The sequence below is a fragment of the Streptomyces sp. NPDC045778 genome, assembly GCF_056431945.1.
In genome coordinates, this window is sequence record NZ_JBWKJZ010000007.1 from 221832 (window position 1) to 237272 (window position 15441).

Annotated in this window: 17 protein-coding genes and 1 pseudogene; 11 read left to right on the forward strand and 7 right to left on the reverse strand. The window is 73.7% G+C overall.

The window, feature by feature from the left end; translation table 11 throughout:
- Nucleotides 1-2: 2 nt before the first annotated feature.
- From AC07GB_RS11905 to AC07GB_RS11935, 7 genes are all read left to right on the forward strand, one after another.
- A complete protein-coding gene (locus AC07GB_RS11905; protein WP_478844133.1) occupies nucleotides 3-1496 on the forward strand; it encodes an FGGY family carbohydrate kinase in 1494 nt (497 codons plus the stop codon).
- Complete coding sequence (locus AC07GB_RS11910) at nucleotides 1489-3021, forward strand: FGGY-family carbohydrate kinase (protein WP_478844135.1); 1533 nt, start codon at nucleotides 1489-1491, stop codon at nucleotides 3019-3021. The genes AC07GB_RS11905 and AC07GB_RS11910 overlap by 8 nt, the downstream gene beginning before the upstream one ends.
- On the forward strand, nucleotides 3018-3638 hold the full coding sequence (locus AC07GB_RS11915) for a histidine phosphatase family protein (protein WP_478844137.1): 621 nt from the start codon (nucleotides 3018-3020) through the stop codon (nucleotides 3636-3638). The genes AC07GB_RS11910 and AC07GB_RS11915 overlap by 4 nt, the downstream gene beginning before the upstream one ends.
- Before the next feature lie 171 nt (nucleotides 3639-3809).
- The gene (locus AC07GB_RS11920; protein ID WP_478844139.1) at nucleotides 3810-4850 is read left to right on the forward strand and encodes a 2-hydroxyacid dehydrogenase; all 1041 of its coding nucleotides are present in this window, start codon (nucleotides 3810-3812) and stop codon (nucleotides 4848-4850) included.
- Nucleotides 4851-5005: 155 nt separating this feature from the next.
- Nucleotides 5006-5896 (forward strand): phosphatidylinositol-specific phospholipase C/glycerophosphodiester phosphodiesterase family protein, encoded by an 891-nt coding sequence (locus AC07GB_RS11925; RefSeq protein ID WP_478844141.1) that lies wholly within the window; start codon nucleotides 5006-5008, stop codon nucleotides 5894-5896.
- Nucleotides 5897-6024: 128 nt separating this feature from the next.
- Nucleotides 6025-6219, forward strand: coding sequence for a hypothetical protein (locus tag AC07GB_RS11930; protein WP_478844143.1), 195 nt, complete (start codon nucleotides 6025-6027; stop codon nucleotides 6217-6219).
- 95 nt (nucleotides 6220-6314) lie between these two features.
- Nucleotides 6315-7886 (forward strand): hypothetical protein, encoded by a 1572-nt coding sequence (locus AC07GB_RS11935; protein WP_478844145.1) that lies wholly within the window; start codon nucleotides 6315-6317, stop codon nucleotides 7884-7886.
- A 21-nt stretch (nucleotides 7887-7907) separates the two neighbouring features.
- Here AC07GB_RS11935 and AC07GB_RS11940 read toward each other — a convergent pair whose 3' ends face one another.
- The 4 genes from AC07GB_RS11940 to AC07GB_RS11955 all read right to left on the reverse strand — a co-directional run bounded on the left by AC07GB_RS11940 (nucleotide 7908) and on the right by AC07GB_RS11955 (nucleotide 10624).
- A complete protein-coding gene (locus tag AC07GB_RS11940) occupies nucleotides 7908-9167 on the reverse strand; it encodes a phosphodiester glycosidase family protein (RefSeq protein WP_478844147.1) in 1260 nt (419 codons plus the stop codon).
- Between the two features lie 84 nt (nucleotides 9168-9251).
- The gene (locus tag AC07GB_RS11945) at nucleotides 9252-9608 is read right to left on the reverse strand and encodes a DUF779 domain-containing protein (protein WP_478844149.1); all 357 of its coding nucleotides are present in this window, start codon (nucleotides 9606-9608) and stop codon (nucleotides 9252-9254) included.
- A 146-nt stretch (nucleotides 9609-9754) separates the two neighbouring features.
- Nucleotides 9755-10150, reverse strand: a complete 396-nt coding sequence (locus AC07GB_RS11950; protein ID WP_478844151.1) for a DUF6479 family protein — start codon at nucleotides 10148-10150, stop codon at nucleotides 9755-9757.
- Between the two features lie 78 nt (nucleotides 10151-10228).
- A complete protein-coding gene (locus AC07GB_RS11955) occupies nucleotides 10229-10624 on the reverse strand; it encodes a VOC family protein (RefSeq protein ID WP_478844153.1) in 396 nt (131 codons plus the stop codon).
- A gap of 393 nt (nucleotides 10625-11017) precedes the next feature.
- On the opposite strand from AC07GB_RS11955, the gene AC07GB_RS11960 reads away from it, so the two are divergent.
- The 3 genes from AC07GB_RS11960 to crcB all read left to right on the forward strand — a co-directional run bounded on the left by AC07GB_RS11960 (nucleotide 11018) and on the right by crcB (nucleotide 12377).
- Nucleotides 11018-11281 (forward strand): GlsB/YeaQ/YmgE family stress response membrane protein, encoded by a 264-nt coding sequence (locus AC07GB_RS11960; protein WP_478844155.1) that lies wholly within the window; start codon nucleotides 11018-11020, stop codon nucleotides 11279-11281.
- 206 nt (nucleotides 11282-11487) lie between these two features.
- Nucleotides 11488-12006, forward strand: a complete 519-nt coding sequence (locus AC07GB_RS11965; RefSeq protein WP_478844157.1) for a fluoride efflux transporter FluC — start codon at nucleotides 11488-11490, stop codon at nucleotides 12004-12006.
- Nucleotides 12003-12377 carry a fluoride efflux transporter CrcB gene (gene crcB, locus AC07GB_RS11970; RefSeq protein WP_478844159.1) on the forward strand — a complete coding sequence of 125 codons (375 nt, stop codon included), beginning with the start codon at nucleotides 12003-12005 and terminating at the stop codon, nucleotides 12375-12377. The genes AC07GB_RS11965 and crcB overlap by 4 nt, the downstream gene beginning before the upstream one ends.
- Nucleotides 12378-12448: 71 nt before the next feature.
- On the opposite strand, the pseudogene AC07GB_RS11975 reads toward crcB, so the two are convergent.
- Nucleotides 12449-13297, reverse strand: a pseudogene (locus tag AC07GB_RS11975) (transposase); the annotation flags it as partial.
- Nucleotides 13298-13571: 274 nt separating this feature from the next.
- The gene (locus tag AC07GB_RS11980) at nucleotides 13572-13790 is read right to left on the reverse strand and encodes a hypothetical protein (RefSeq protein WP_478844161.1); all 219 of its coding nucleotides are present in this window, start codon (nucleotides 13788-13790) and stop codon (nucleotides 13572-13574) included.
- A 219-nt stretch (nucleotides 13791-14009) separates the two neighbouring features.
- Between AC07GB_RS11980 and AC07GB_RS11985 the strand changes: the two genes are divergently transcribed.
- Nucleotides 14010-14579 carry a hypothetical protein gene (locus tag AC07GB_RS11985; RefSeq protein WP_478844163.1) on the forward strand — a complete coding sequence of 190 codons (570 nt, stop codon included), beginning with the start codon at nucleotides 14010-14012 and terminating at the stop codon, nucleotides 14577-14579.
- An 8-nt stretch (nucleotides 14580-14587) separates the two neighbouring features.
- On the opposite strand, the gene AC07GB_RS11990 is transcribed toward AC07GB_RS11985, so the two are convergent.
- Nucleotides 14588-15439, reverse strand: a complete 852-nt coding sequence (locus AC07GB_RS11990) for a helix-turn-helix domain-containing protein (protein WP_478844165.1) — start codon at nucleotides 15437-15439, stop codon at nucleotides 14588-14590.
- Between the last annotated feature and the right edge of the window lie 2 nt (nucleotides 15440-15441).

Sequence of the window (15441 nt, forward strand, 5' to 3'; positions counted from 1 at the left end):
CCATGTCCGTCCTCGCGATCGACGTCGGCACCACCATGATCAAGTCGGTGGTCTTCGACGACCAGGGCGGCGAACTCGCCGTGTCGCGGCTCGCGACCGAGGTCCTGCGCCGCCACCCGGGCTGGGCCGAGCAGGACATGGACACCGTGTGGAACGCGGTCGTCTACACCGTCCGCACCGCCCTCTCCGAAGTCGCCGACCCCGTCTGGCTGGTGACGTTCACCGCGCAGGGCGACGGCGCCTGGCTCATCGACGCCGCGGGGCGGCCCACCGGGCCCGCGATCCTGTGGTCCGACGGCCGCGCGGGCGACCTCCTCACCCGCTGGCAGCGCGAGGGCGTCCTGGAGGAGGCGTTCCGCCGCAACGGCTCCCTCACGTGCAGCGGCATGCCCAACGCCGTGTTCGGCTGGCTCGCCGCCCACGACCCCGAGCGCCTGGCGCGCTCCAGCGCGTCCCTGACCGCGGCGGGCTGGCTGTTCCACAAGCTCACCGGCGTCACGGCCGTCGACGAGTCCGACGCGTCCGCGCCGTTCCTCGACCACGCCACCGGCGACTACGACCCGGCCGTCGTGGAGCTGTTCGGCCTCACGCCGTACGCGCGACTGCTGCCCCGCGTCCTCGGCGAGCACGAGAGGATCGCCGAGATGACGGGCGGCGCCGCGGCCCAACTGGGCCTGCCGCCCGGCCTGCCCGTGGTGATGGCCCCGTACGACATCGCGTCCACCGCGCGCGGTGTCGGCGTCGTCGACCCCGGCCAGGCGTGCAGCATCCTCGGCACGACGCTGTGCACGGAGATCGTCCGCGAGGACGTCGACACCAGCGGCGAGCCGTCCGGCATCACCATCGCCTACCGGGGCCGCGAGCGGGTCCTGCGCGCCTTCCCGACCCTCAACGGCGCCGAGGTGCTCGGCTGGGCCGCCCGCACGCTGGGCCTCGACGGGCCGCCCGAGCTGGCCGACGCCGCGTTCGGCGCGCCGCCGGGCGCCAACGGCGTGCTGTTCCTGCCGTACTTGTCACCGGCGGGGGAGCGGGCGCCGTTCCTCGACCCGCGCGCCCGGGGCTCGTTCTGGGGCCTCTCCCTGGAGCACACCCCCGCCGACCTGGCCCGCTCCGTCTTCGACGGACTCTCGCTCGTCCTGCGCGACTCACTCGTGGCCGCGCGCACCACGGTCACCGAGCTGCGCCTGTGCGGCGGCGGCGCCAACAGCGACGCCTGGTGCCGGCTCATCGCGGACGCCACCGGCGTGCCCACCGCCCGCTCCGGCGACACGGAACTCGGCGCCAAGGGCGCCTTCCTCACCGGCCTCGTCCTGACCGGAGCCGAGTCGAGCATGCACAGCGCCGCCGCCAAGTACGTCCGGATGCGCACCAGATGGGAGCCGGACGCGGAGCGCGCGCGGTTCTACGCGGGCCTGTACGAGGAATTCCTGCGCTGGCGCGGGCTCGCGCGGGACGCCGGCTGGGCCGCGCGCACCGAAGGAGGCACCGGTGTCTGAGCCCGTCCCGCAGGCGGCCGCGCTGCCGCCCGACGCCGTCTGGCTGGGCCTCGACCTCGGCACACAGAGCGCCCGCTGCGTCGCCGTCGACTCCGCCGGCACCGTCCTCGCCGCCGCGTCCCGGCCGCTGACCGGCCACCGCGAGGGCGCGCGGCACGAACAGGACCCCGAGCAGTGGTGGTCGGCCCTCGCCGCGGCCTGCCGCGAGGCGACGGGCGCCCTCGACGACCCGGCGCGCGTCCGGGGCCTCGCCCTCGACGCCACCTCCGGCACCATTCTGCTCGCCGACGCGACGGGCACCCCGCTCACGCCGGGCCTGATGTACGACGACGGACGCGCCGCCGAACAGGCCGCGCGCGTGAACGCGGCGGGCGCCGGCCTCTGGCGCGAGCTGGGCTACCGGTCCATGCAGCCGTCGTGGGCGCTGCCCAAGCTGCTCTGGCTCCTGGAGCACGCCGCGTACCCGGCCGGCGCGCGGCTGCTGCACCAGGCCGACCTCGTCACCTGGCGCCTCGCCGGACACCAGGTCGCGAGCGACGCCAGCCACGCCCTGAAGAGCGGCTACCACCTCCTGGAGGAGCGCTGGCCCACGCCGGTGCTCGCCGCGCTCGACGTGCCCGAGCGGCTGTTGCCCGACGTCGTACGGCCCGGGACCGTCATCGGCGCCGTGTGCGCCGAAGCGGCCGCCGCCACGGGCATCCCGGAGGGCACCGCGATCGTCGCCGGGATGACCGACGGCTGCGCCGCGCAGCTCGGCGCGGGCGCCCTCACCCCCGGCGCCTGGAACTCCGTCCTCGGCACGACCCTCGTCCTCAAGGGCGTCAGCCCGCACCTGATCCGCGACCCGGGCGGCGTCGTGTACTGCCACCGGGGGCCCGACGACACCTGGCTGCCGGGCGGCGCCTCCAGCAGCGGCGCGGGCGTGCTCGCGCGGGAGTTCCCCGGCGCGGACCTGGACCGCCTCACCGAGGCGGCGGCGGCCCGCGCCGGCGACGCCGTCACCTACCCGCTGGTGGGGCGCGGCGAACGCTTCCCCTTCCGGGCGGCGGACGCCGAGCCCTTCACGCTGGGCGAGCCGCGCGGCGAGGCCGAGCGCTTCCACGCGTACCTCCTGGGCGTCGCCTGCGTCGAGCGGCTCTGCCTCGACTACCTCGACCTGCTCGGCGCGCCCGTCGACGGCCCTCTCACGCTCACCGGCGGCGGCGCGCGCAACCGCTACTGGAGCGCGCTGCGGGCCGACGTCCTCGGCCGCCCCGTCCGCGTGCCCGCACAGGCCGAGGGCGCCGTCGGCATGGCCGTGCTCGCCGCGACGGCCAGTGGCGTACCCGTACGCGCCGCGGCCGCGGCCATGGTCGGGCCCGGCGCGGAGATCCTCCCCGACCCCGCCCGCACCGCCCGCCTGCTCCCCGTCTACCTGAGGTTCGCCGACGAACTGCGCGCGCGTGGCTGGCTGCCGCCCGAGGCCGCCGCCCACGCGCGGGCCAGGACCGCCCCGCACGCACCACCGATGAGGAAAGACCAGTGACCGACGTCATTCTCGTACGCCACGGCGAAACCGTCTGGCACGAAGGCAACCGCTACGCGGGACGCACCGACGTGGCCCTCACGCCGCGCGGCCGGCTCCAGGCCGCCGAACTCGCCGCCTGGGCGGCACGTGAACACATCGACGCCGTCTACAGCTCGACCCTGTCCCGCGCCCGCCTCACCGCGGCACCGGCCGCCGAGGCGCTCGGCGTCACCGCGCGCGAGGACGCGCGCCTGCGCGAGGTGGACTTCGGCCGCGGCGAGGGCCTGACCCGCGCCGAGATGCGCGAGCGCTTCCCCGAGCAGCTCGACGCCTTCCTCGACGACCCCGTGGCCCATCACCTGCCGGACGGCGAGGACCCGGCCGCGGCGGTCGCCCGCGCCGGGGAGAGCCTCGCGGACATCACCGCCGAGTTCCCCGAGGGACGCGTCCTGATCGTGGCGCACTCCACGCTGCTGCGTCTGGTCCTGTGCGACCTGCTGGGCATCCCGCTGCGCGCGTACCGCAGTGTCTTCCCGCACGTCGCCAACGGTGCCCTGACCGAACTGCGGCTGCGCGAGGGCCGGGCGGCGCTGCTGCGGTTCAACGCGCCGACGGTGGGCGCCCCGGCCACCTGACCCGGCCCCCGGCCGCCCCTCCCGGCCCCCGGCCGCCCCTCCCGGGGCCCGGCCGCCCCTCCCGGGGCCCGGCCGCCCCTCCCGGGGCCCGGCCGCCCCTCCCGGGGCCCGGCCGCCCCTCCGGGGGCCCGAACTCCTCGCACACATCGAACCCTTCGAAAGAAGCCTCCCATGAGCACCACCGTCCTCGCCGCGGGCGACCACTTCGTGCTGCCCCGCCTGCTCACCGAAGAACTGCGCAAGGCCACCGGCGCCGCCGTCGACGTGCGCGAACTCACCCTGCCCTGGCCGCACACCCCCTTCGGCCCCGTCGGCGAGGTCGTCGAGGCCTCCGGCACCGAGGACGAGCTGATCGACGCCCTCCAGGGCGTCGAGGTGTGCGTGACGCAGATGGCACCGTTCACCGAGCGGGTCCTCGCCGCCTGCCCGGACCTGAAGCTGGTGTGCGTCAGCCGCGGCGGGCCCGTCAACGCCAACCTCGAAGCGGCCACCCGGCACGGCGTCGCCGTCTGCTACGCGCCCGGCCGCAACGCCGTCGCCACGGCCGAGCACACCCTGACCCTGCTCCTGGCCGCCGCGCGCGGCGTCGGCGACACGCACGCCGACCTGCGCCGGGGCGTGTGGCGCGGCGACTACTACGACTACGACACCTGCGGCATCGAGATCGAGGGCGCCACCGTCGGCCTCGTCGGCTACGGGGCGATCGGCAGCCGCGTCGCGCGCATCCTCGCCGCCATGGGCGCACACGTCCTGGTCCACGACCCGTACGTGGCCGCGGATGCGCTCACCGGCGTCGCCGAACCGGTCGGCCTGGACGAGCTGTTGACCCGCTCGCGCATCGTGTCGCTGCACGCCCGCGTCACCGAGGAGACCACCGGCATGATCGGCGCCGCGCAGCTCGCGCGGATGCCGTACGGCTCCGTCCTCGTCAACTGCGCCCGCGGCGCCCTCCTCGACTACGACGCGGTCTGCGACGCCCTGGACAGCGGCCGGCTCGCCGGGGCCGGGTTCGACGTCTACCCCGAGGAGCCGGTGCCCGCCGACTCGCGGCTCCTGCGCACCCCCGGCATCGTCATGACCCCGCACATCGCGGGCGGCAGCCAGGAAGTGGCCCACAAGGCCGCCCGGATCGTCGCCGCCGAGGTGGGCCGCTACCTGCGCGGCGAACCGCTGGCGCACCGCGCGAACCCGGAGGCCCCGGCCGACCGCTGAACGCCGCGGCCGAGCCGGAGGGCGAGGGCCTGCGCACGCGGTGAACCGCAGGCGTCGATCACGCCAACTCCCAGGCCGAGCGGGTTTTCCGAAGGGGCCGGAGGCCATACTCACTGAGGCTCCGGCCCCTTCCCGCCCTCCTGAGAGGTACCCCCATGGCCCTTGTCACCCGTCGCAGAGCCCTGACCACCCTCGGCGCGGCCGTCGCGGCCACCGTCGCCGCGCCCGGACTCGCCCACGCCACCGACGCCGCGCCGGGCACCCGCCCGCCCGCGCACGGGCGGCACCCCCGTCCGCGCCCCCTCGCCCAGGCCCACGCGCACAACGACTACGAGCACGCCCGGCCCCTCCTCGACGCCCTCGACCACCGCTTCACGAGCGTCGAGGCCGACATCTTCCTCGTCGGCGGGCAGCTCCTCGTCGCCCACGACCCGGCGGACCTCGATCCGCGCCGCACCCTGGAGTCGCTGTACCTGGAGCCGCTCGCGGCCCGCGTCCGCGCCCACCACGGCTCGGTGTACCGCCGCTGGCACGGTCAGTTCCAGCTCCTGATCGACCTCAAGACCGAGGGCGCGTCGACGTACCGCGAGCTGGACCGCCATCTGCGGCCCTACCGGCACCTGTTCACCACGTACGCGCACGGCAAGGTCCGCCGCTCCGCGATCACCGCCGTGATATCCGGCGACCGCGCGGCCCGCCCGGTGATGGAGGCACAGCCGGTGCGCCGCGCCTTCTACGACGGCCGCCTCGCCGACCTCGGTGGCCCGGCGCCCGCCTCCTTCGCCCCGCTCATCAGCGACAACTGGTCCCTGAACTTCACCTGGAACGGCGTCGGCCCGGTCCCGCCCGCCGAGCGCGCCAAGCTGCGCGGCATCGTCGCCACCGCCCACAAGCGCGGGCAGCGCGTCCGCTTCTGGGCCACCCCCGACCTGCCGGGCCCGGCCCGCGACGCCGTCTGGGCCGAACTCCTCGACGCCGGCGTCGACCACCTCAACACCGACGACCTCGCGGGCCTCCAGGCCTTCCTGGACGCGCGCCGGAGGTAACGGCCCCGTACGGCTCTTCCCCCGCACACCACTCGTCCGGCGGACACGCCGCTCACCCGGACAAACCCTCCGCTACGCCACACTTGCCGCCGAAAGCCACGGTGCGGTCGTGGCGGAGGAGGCCCGTGATGTCCCTTTCGATCTCTGTGGGGCTGCTGCTCTTGATCATTGCGGTGGTCCTGCTGCGCAGCGGGGGCATGAAGGTCTCGCACGCCGTGGTGTGCGGCCTGCTCGGCTTCTACCTCGCGGGCACGAGCGTGGCGCCGACCATCCACGACGGCCTGACGGCCACGGCGGACATCGTCAGCGGCATCCGCCCGTGACCGCGCGGGGCCCCGCGCCGGATGGTTGCTCCGGTCCCGTGAACAACTCCCGCATTCGCATGGACACTTCAAGGGGCTGGCCCTAGCTTCGGCGCATGCCCCGTCCGACCCGCGTCCTCGCCCTGGCCCTGGCCCTCGGGGCCACGGTCCTCACCCCGCCCGCCGCGCACGCGGACGAGATCCCCCGGGCGCCGGGGCACCGGCTCGTCGCCCCGTACACGGGGGAGCCCGCCACCGCCAAGCCCGTCCCGGGGGACCCACCGCCCCAGCACCCCCACCTCGCCCCGAACGGGCGCAGCGGCATGCACGCCGACGCGGCCGGCAGCGGCACCTACCCGTGGCACGGCCCGCTCGGCCGCGCGCCCCGGGTCAGCAGCGAGAAGATGGCCGCGCTCGGCGGGGAGTGCGCCACCGTCACCTTCGACCGCGACGGCCGGATCGTCACCGTGTGCGGCACCTTCACCGGCTTCCTGGTCAAGCTGCTCGACCCGCGCACGCTGCGGACGCTCGCCGAGTACAAGCTGCCGCAGCGCCCCTCCACCGTCGAGGCGATCACCCGGCTCGACTTCTCCAAGATCTTCAAGGACACGTCCGGCGGCGCCTACTCCTACCTCGACGACCAGGACCGCCTCGTGCTCGCCGACTCGCGCCAGCACGTCGTGCGGCTCGCCCACGAGCGCACCGCGGACGGCACCTGGCGCTTCGTCGTCGACAAGGACTGGGACCTGACGGCGCACGTCCCGCACGACTGCGTGAGCTGGACGAACCTCTACCCCAGCGGCACGTGCGACCCGGTCACCTCCGTGATGCCCGACTGGGAAGGTCGCATCTGGTGGGTGACCCGCCAGGGCCGCGTCGGCACCGTCGACCCGCGGACCGGCGACATACGGTCCATGAGGCTGCGCGGAGAGGAGATCCAGAACTCGTTCTCGGTCGCCGAGGACGAGGTGTCGATCGTCTCCGACCACGCCCTGTACGGCTTCGACGCCGCGGCCGACGGCACCCCGAAGGTCACCTGGCGGCAGACCTACGACCGGGGCACGGGCACCAAGCCCGGCTCCGTGAACCAGGGTTCGGGCACCACCCCCGACGTGTTCGGCACCGACGAGAAGTACGTCGCCATCACCGACAACGCCGACGACCGCATGCACGTCCTCGTCTACCGGCGCGGCGCCGGCGTCCCCGCGAGCCGCCGCCTGGTCTGCGCGGTCCCCGTCTTCGGAGCGGGCGCGTCCACCACCGACAACTCCCTCGTCAGCCACGGCAACAGCCTCGTCGTCGAGAACAACTACGGCTACGAGACCATCACCTCGCTCACCTTCGGCCGCAGCGTCGTCGGCGGCGTCACCCGCGTCGACGTACGCGCCGACGGCAGCGGCTGCGACACGGTGTGGCAGAGCGAGGAGCGCTCCCCGTCCACCGTGCCGAAGCTGTCCACCACCAACGGGCTGCTCTACCTCTACACGAAGGAACCCCACCCCCTGGGAATCGACGCCTGGTACCTGACGGCCGTCGACTTCCGCACCGGCCAGACCCGTTGGAAGAAGCTCACCGGGACCGGCGTCGCCTACGACAACAACTGGGCGCCCGTGACGCTCGGCCCCGACGGCACCGCGTACGTGGGCGTCTTCAACGGCCTGGTGGCCGTCCGCGACACGGGGGAGTGAGAGACCCGCGTACGAAGGCCCCTACGCGCGGGAGAAGACCCCGATGCCGTTGGGCACCGGGCGCTCCGCGCCGCCGCTCGGGTGGTTGCGCACCGAGACGGCGGGCGCGCCCGGCTCCCGGGCGGCCAGTGTGCTGGAGCCCCCGCCGTCCAGGCTGAAGCCGTCCTCGGAGCCCAACTTCCGCAAGGCGTCCGCCACCTCGGCGATCGTCAGACCGGCGCGGAACTCGGGGGAGCCGTCGAGCGCGAGCAGGATCAGACGGCGGCCCCCGTCGTCGATCCCGGCGGCGGTCCGCACGGCGGCCGTCCGGTCGTCCAGGCCCGGCAGCGGCGCCCCGCCGCGAAGCAGCGGATAGCCGCCGAGGACGAAGCGGTACGGAGTGCTCGACGCCGAGGGCACGAGCCGGTGGCGGACGCGCACCGGGTCCCCGGGCGCCAGCTCGCGCAGCTGCCGCGCGCCCGCCTCACGGCCCACGAGGACCGTCGTCCCCGGGGCGATGGCGCCGCGCCCGGGGGTGCCGGCCACGGCCGTGACCCGCCCGTGCCGCACCGTCACCTCATAGGTGTCCGTGCTGCACGGCGCGCCCCGGTCGGTGTCGGTGCCGCAGGTCGCCCGCACCCGCGAGGTGACGCCCCAGTCGCTGGTGAAGGCGCCCACCGAGCCCACCGGCAGCGCGTACTGGTTGAGCCCGCCGAGCGGAAGGCGTGCCGCGCGGGTGCGCACGCTGCCGCGCAGGGCCATGCGGTCCAGCCGGGCCCTGCGGTCGGCGCCCACGCCGATGACGTCCTCGGTGGTGGTGCCGGGCGGCAGGGCAGGGCCGAAGCGCTGGCCGTTCGGGACGGCCGCCTTGAGCGGGTGCCCGGCGGCCACGGCCGGGCCCACGGGCGCGCCGGTCGCCTCCACGCCGGGGTGCTGGGTCTCGGTGATGTTGAAGAAGTCGCCGTTGACCCCGGCGACCGCGCCCTCCTGGTCCGCCATCGCGGACACGGCCTTGCGGGCGCCGACCGCGCCCGGGTACAGCAGTGCGACGCGCACCCGCGGATGGCGCAGGTCGACGTCCAGGACGTGCGCGTGCGCGGTGCCGCGCGGCGTCGCGATGTCGTAGTCCCGGTACTCCACGCCCGGCGCGATCTCGGTGACCGCCGGCGCGGCCCCCGGCACACCACTGGCCGGTGCCGCCCCGAGGAGGGCGGCGCCGGCCAGGGTGCCGAGGGCCGTGAGCGCGGCGAACGCGCCGCGCACCGCTCTGAACCGTCCGCTGCCTCGCCCGCGTCGTGTCACGGATGTCCCCCTCGGGTCGGCTGGGCCGTCCAACTGTCCCAGCGGCGGGGGTAGTTCACCAGACGGCGGTGACGGAGTGAACGGCTACGTGCCCACGAGCCGCGAACGGATGAGGAAACGGACGCCCTCGGGGGCCTCCAGCGAGAAGCCGCTGCCGCGCCCCTCGACGACGTCGACGATGAGACGGGTGTGGCTCCACACCTGGTACTGGCTCTTGGACATCCAGAACCGTACCGGCTCCGCCACGCCGTCCACGGCGAGCGACGCGAGCAGCACGTCGGAGTCACCCGTGCGGAACTCCCCCTCCGGGTAACACATGGGCGCGCTGCCGTCGCAGCAGCCGCCGGACTGATGGAACATCAGCGGGCCGTGGGCCGACCGCAGCCGCCGCAGCAGGTCTGCGGCGGCGGGGGTCAGCTCCACGCGCGGGGTGTCGGCCATGACCGGTCGGCCTCCTCGGGGTCGCGGGCGCCGGGCCGTGGTGGCACGGCCCGGCCAGTCAACACCGCCGGAGGTTGCGAGGAGGTTGCGGAGCGGCGGCGGCCCGCCGGGCCTCACCGTGTGCGGCACACCGGGGCCGCACCGTGTCACGACGTGCCCGGGCCGCCGCTGCCGAAGGCGCCGCTGGAGCCCGGTGTCCAGCGCTTCGGCTCCTGGTCGTCACTGGGTTTGCTGCCGACCGTGCCCCCGCCCTTGAGCTGGTGGGGCGTCAGCCGCTCCTCGCCCTGCGGAATCTCCTCGGGCTCGCGCCGCTCCTGGACCTCGCGCACGGGCCCCTCCTCCGGCAGCCGGGGCTGCTCATCGGGGCGCGGCCGGTCCGGCTCCCTCCTGCGCACGCGGATGCCCAGCCAGACGGCCCACGTCAGTGCCCCGGCGATGAGCAGCCCGACCCCGAAGGCGATGAAGGCGCTCGCGGAGGGCGAGGCCGCGAGCGGGGCGCCGTCCGGCGCGGCCAGCGCGATCAGTCCGTTCTGTGTGGTCATGGGCGCCGGGTACCCGGGAACGCGCCGCCTACCCGGCGCACGCGCCGACCGCGCTCCCCGGCGCCCTCCCGGAGCGCGTCAGTGGGTGCGCAGCGTGAACGTGTGCCCGGCGGGGTCGGAATAGAGCCGCACCTCACGGGTGCCGTGGCGCTGGGTGTCCACCGGCCGGGCGCCGCCCGTGATGGCCGCCCGCTCCGCCGCGTCCAGCTCGCCCTCGGCGACGAGCAGTTCCAGATGCGTCTGGTGGGCGTCGTCGGGCCGCGGCCAGCTGGGCGGCGCGAACCCGGTGTCGCGCCGGAAGCCGAGGCGCGTGCCGGACGCTCCCGTGGTCTCGAACCGGTCGGCCTGGGGGTTGTACGTCACTTCGTCGCCCAGGAGCCCGGCGTAGAACTCGGCCAGTTGCTCGGGCTCGGCGCTGTCGAGCACAAGGATCGCCGTTTCGACTGTGGCCCGGGTGTCCTCGTGGATGGCCATGGTGCCCTCGTTTCGCCGTGGGTGATCGGTAGCCGGTGCCCGGCGGATCCGGGTTTGCCGGTGGCCCGCCGGGGGACTCGCAGCCGCGGCTGGGAAGCCACGGGGAGTGAGGAGCCTCGGGCGCGGGGTACGGGCCCGCGCCCGGGGTCCCGGTGGGCCTCCGCCGTACGGCCCGCACGGCTGTCCCACTCCGCGAACAGCCGGACCCGCATGCTCGCGGGTGCCCTGACAACCGGATGGGAAACGTCCACGGGCCCGCGCGCGGCCAGGTCCGACCACCGCCCGGCCAGGTCCGGTTACTGCCCCACCGCCGTCACGACTGCCGGGCGCGTTCCCGGGAACCCGGTGACGCGGAAGAGACTTCTGCCGAGGGAAGCCGAGGGAAACGGAGCTATGGAGATCTCAGGGCTCATCAGTGCGATCGTGATCGGCGCCGTCATCGGGATTCTGGGGCGGCTCGTCATCCCGGGGCGGCAGCGCATCGGCGTCCTGTGGACCATCGTCGTCGGCATCGTCGCGGCCCTCGTCGGCACCGCCATCGCCTCGGGCCTGGACGTCGCCGACACCAAGGGCTTCGACTGGACGGAGGTGCTCATCCAGATCGGGCTCGCCGCGCTGGGCGTGGCGGCGCTCTCGCGGCTCAAGCTGCGGCGCTGACCGGCGCGCGCACGGCCGCCGAGCGGCCGCTCCGCCCGGTGCCGACTATCCTGGGCGGTGCGGCCGCCGCCTTGGTGCGGGGCGGCCGTGCGGCGGTGGGGCCCGCCGGACCCCAACCGCGGTGACGCCGCCGCCAACGGTCCCTGCTTGTGAGGACGCGCGCCCGCACACCCCCGGGCGGCGCACGAGTGGGAGACGTACACCCGATGACACCGCCAACACCGCCAGCGCCGCGCGACCGGGCCGCCGAGCCAGGGCCCATCGCCCCGGAACCCGTCGACCCGGACATCGACGTCCCGGCCCCCGCCGGGAGCCGGACACGGACACCCGGACAGGCGCCGGTGCTCGCCGCGGTGGCGGCGGGCGGCGCGGCGGGCGCGGCCGCACGCTACGGCGCCGCGCTGCTGTGGCCCACCGCCACGGGCGCCTTCCCCTGGACCACGCTGGCGGTGAACGCGCTCGGCTGCGCGGTGATCGGCGTGTTCATGGTGCTCGTCTCGGAGGTGTGGGACGCCCACCGCCTGGTGCGGCCCTTCTTCGGCACGGGCGTACTGGGCGGCTTCACCACGTTCTCCACGTACGCCGTCGACGTACAGGGACTGCTCGGGGACGGCCACGCCCGCACCGCGCTCGCCGCGCTGGCCCTGACGCCGCTCGTGGCCCTCGCGGCGGTGTGGACGACGGCGGCCACCACCCGCCGGGCGCTCCGCCGGAGGCGGCGATGAACTGGCTGCTCGTGCTCACCGGCGCCGCCGTCGGCGCGCCCCTGCGCTATCTGACGGACCGGGCCGTCCAGGCCCGCCACGACTCCGCCTTCCCCTGGGGCACCTTCACGGTCAACGTCGTGGGCTGTCTCGTCCTGGGCGTCCTCACCGGCGCCGTCACCTACGGGGCCGCCTCGCACTCCGCCCAGCTGCTCGTCGGCACCGGCCTGTGCGGGGCGCTGACCACGTACTCCACCTTCTCGTACGAGACGCTGCGCCTGGCGGAGACCGGCGCGCGGTTCCTCGCCGCGGCCAACGCGGTGGCGAGCGTGGTGGCGGGGCTCGGCGCCGCGGCCACCGGCGCGGCGCTCGCGCGGACGCTCTGGGGCTGACGCCCGCCCCGCCGCTTGTAGCGAGTGTGGATGCTCTTCCACAGGCCGAACCGCTCCTGGAGGTTCTCCCACAGGACGCCCGTGCGCGCCTTGTAAAGGATGCCGTTCACCATGTCGCGGTGATCGTTGAAGCGGTGGTTCGGGGGCTCCCACGCCTTGATGACCGGCTCAATCAGCGCGCATGCCTCCTCGGTCAGCTCGTCCGGTACCAACTGGTCCTCGTCCTTGAACCACCGCTCCAGCGAGCACGGCTTGCCAAGCCGAGGCTTCGGGATCGGACCGGTGATGGTGCCCTTAACCTCCAGCAGCCCCGGCACCTCGCCCTGCTCGGCCGGGGTCATGGCGGCCAGCCGCTCGCGCGCCACGGTGGCCAGCACTTCGAGATCGCGCGCACGCTGCACGGTCGCCTCGGTCTCCTCCAGCCATGAGGTGGCCTCGTCGCGCAGCTCGGCAAGCCGGCGTCGCTCCTCTACAAGGGCAGCGCTGGCCGAGACGACAGCCGACGCGGGCAATCCCGCCTTGGCGTAGTCCTTGACCATCACCGTGATGGCCTTGTCCAGGTCCGCAATCTGGCGGTCGAAGCCCTCGATGCGGTTTGCGTGCTGCACCTCGTCGCCAGCGGCCATGCCGACCCACTCAGCCGCCATCGCCTTGAGAGGGTCCGGGGCACCCAGCAGCTTGACGACCTCACCCCGGACGGCGGCCTCCATCGCTTCGGCGTTCACCATCTTGCAGGTGCACTTGGGGTCACCCGGGTACCGCTCGGCCAGGCCGGTGCATCGGTACCAGCGACCCTCGCGCCCCGTGGGCTTCATGCCGATGTGATGCGAGTTGCAGCCGGTGTGCTCGTTGCACAGCAGCTTCGACAGCGGGTAGGCCAGCGGCTGTGACTTCGGCTTGCCGTTCGCCAGCCGCCCCATGGCCAGCTTGAGGGCAGCCACCTCGTCCGGCGTAAAGGTGGTGTCCGGCGTGTGTGCGGTTGGGGTTGCGGAAGATCACCCGGGCGTTCAGCGTCGACTCGGACAGGAGCTTGCCCCGTGCGTTGACTGCCGACCACGGCAGGCCCGACCGCGTCAGCAGGCCAAGGATGTTGAGCCGCTCGGCCAGCTCGTTCGTGTTCATGCCGTTTTCGACGACCAGCCCCCACATGGCCTTGAGAACCAAGACCTCGGCCTCGCACTGGACAAGGTGTAACTAGCCCTTCTGACCATCGAGGTCGATCTGGGAACCATAGGGCGGGGCACCGCCCGGCCAACCGCCCTCCTCGGCGTCACGGCGCATCTTCTTGCGCCCCTCTTCCATGCTGTTGTCGTAGTCGTCCTCTACTACGCCGACGTAGATGCCGAGGTCGAGCCCCGCACAATTTGTGTATAGCGCAAGTAGCTGGAGGGTCGGCCCCTGAGCGCCAGTCACGAGAAGTATTGAGAGCAATCACGGGAGGTAAGGCCGGCGAGCACCTGGGGCCTCAACCTGACGCCCGGCCGTCCGGGGCTCCGGCCTGCGGGTACAAGCATGCCCAGCGGCGGGCTCCCGTGGGGTCTCCGGCGGCCTGGAGCCCCCGCCCGGGGCCGCCCCGGCTGTAGATCCCCGGACGAGGCCACGGGAGACCCCACGGAGCCCTACCCTCCCGACATGGCACTGGAACCCTGGGAAGCCACCCTCATAGCCGCGTCCGTCGGCGCTGTAGCTTCAACATCCGCCGTATTGCTCACGCACCTGCTGACCCGTGCCCGCGATCGCCGGCACAAGGTTTGGGAGCGCCGGATGGATACGTACGTCGAGTTGCTGAAGTCGCGTCGGGCCATGGGGTCCGTCCGGGGGGACTTCCTCGCCGAACGAGCTACCCCTTCCCAGGTCTTCGACGCAGAACAGGAACTCAAGGACCTCGGTCCACTCCGAGCGCAGCTCTCGATGTTCGGTTCAACAGCCGTCCAAGCCCTGGATGACCTGGCGTTGATCGGGTTCACGCAGTGGATGAAGGCCGTCAGCGAGTGGCGTGACTTCGACAACATGGCTCACGCTGACCCCGAGTCGAGTCGCAAGGCGGACGAGAAGCTTGAACAGATCAAGACGCTGAGCGAGAACGCCGACCTGGTCGAGAAGCGGATGACCGAGGCGATCCTGGCCGAGGCCGACTTCAAGGTGCCGTTCAAGCTGGAGCGCTGGCGGAGCCCCTTTCGAAGGGACGTGGTCAAGCGCTGACTGACCCGTCAACGCGGGTTCAGGGCATGCCGGGCGGAGTTGATGACGTTGTGAGCGTCGGCCCCGTACACGGCCGACTCGCTAAGGGTCTTCCAGACCTTCGAGTACAGGGCGATGTTGTCGGCGTCGTCCAACCACATCTCGGCGTGCCAGTCCTCCGCGACCACCAAGCGGTCATCAAGGACCCAGAAGCCGTTGGCGGGCACGATCTTGACGGAGGCCGTGAACGGGATGATGCCAAGCTTTACGGTGTCCATCCCGAGCATCCCGGTAAGCCGGTCGAGCTGGGCGGCCAGCACCGAGGGCGGGCAGATCAGCGACCGCAACGCCGCTTCCCACGTCAGGACGTGCAGCTTGCGGCCGGGCCGGTACAGCCACTCTTGCCGCTGCACCCTGGAGCGCACTGCGGCCTCAATGTCGCCGGCTCCGCCGAGCAGTTCGGCGTACCGCTGGATGACGTGGCGCGCGTACTCGGGGGTCTGCAACAAACCGGGGATCACCGACTCTTCCCAGACCCGCATTTCCGAGGTGCGGTCGATCTCAGCGCTCAGGCCCTCGTGCAGCGGCTTGAAGCCGTTCGCCAGCGCGCGACGCCATGACCGGATGTGGGACTCGAACCCCGCCAGCCGGGCGGCAAGCTCGGCGTACACGCCCGGCTGTTCGGTGGCATCGGCCCACGCCCTCAGGTCCTCGGGAGTGGCCGTTTGCTTGCCGTTCTCCAGCTTGCTGACCTTGGAGCCGGGCCAGCCGAGCCGCTGGGCGAGCTGCTGACCGGTGAGCCGACCTCCGGGGCAGGTGAACCGGAGTTCGCGCAGACGCGCCCCCAGGGCCAGCCTGGCTTGCTGGTAGTCAGTGCTCACCG

Bases quoted from the DNA above. Each gene is read 5' to 3' on its own strand.
- AC07GB_RS11955 (WP_478844153.1), bottom strand. From the start codon at position 10,624: ATGGCCATCCACGAGGACACCCGGGCCACAGTCGAAACGGCGATCCTT.
- AC07GB_RS11935 (WP_478844145.1), top strand. From the start codon at position 6,315: ATGCCCCGTCCGACCCGCGTCCTCGCCCTGGCCCTGGCCCTCGGGGCC.
- crcB (WP_478844159.1), top strand. From the start codon at position 12,003: ATGAACTGGCTGCTCGTGCTCACCGGCGCCGCCGTCGGCGCGCCCCTG.
- AC07GB_RS11925 (WP_478844141.1), top strand. From the start codon at position 5,006: ATGGCCCTTGTCACCCGTCGCAGAGCCCTGACCACCCTCGGCGCGGCC.
- AC07GB_RS11950 (WP_478844151.1), bottom strand. From the start codon at position 10,150: ATGACCACACAGAACGGACTGATCGCGCTGGCCGCGCCGGACGGCGCC.
- AC07GB_RS11920 (WP_478844139.1), top strand. From the start codon at position 3,810: ATGAGCACCACCGTCCTCGCCGCGGGCGACCACTTCGTGCTGCCCCGC.
- AC07GB_RS11930 (WP_478844143.1), top strand. From the start codon at position 6,025: ATGTCCCTTTCGATCTCTGTGGGGCTGCTGCTCTTGATCATTGCGGTG.
- AC07GB_RS11960 (WP_478844155.1), top strand. From the start codon at position 11,018: ATGGAGATCTCAGGGCTCATCAGTGCGATCGTGATCGGCGCCGTCATC.
- AC07GB_RS11965 (WP_478844157.1), top strand. From the start codon at position 11,488: ATGACACCGCCAACACCGCCAGCGCCGCGCGACCGGGCCGCCGAGCCA.
- AC07GB_RS11905 (WP_478844133.1), top strand. From the start codon at position 3: ATGTCCGTCCTCGCGATCGACGTCGGCACCACCATGATCAAGTCGGTG.
- AC07GB_RS11945 (WP_478844149.1), bottom strand. From the start codon at position 9,608: ATGGCCGACACCCCGCGCGTGGAGCTGACCCCCGCCGCCGCAGACCTG.
- AC07GB_RS11985 (WP_478844163.1), top strand. From the start codon at position 14,010: ATGGCACTGGAACCCTGGGAAGCCACCCTCATAGCCGCGTCCGTCGGC.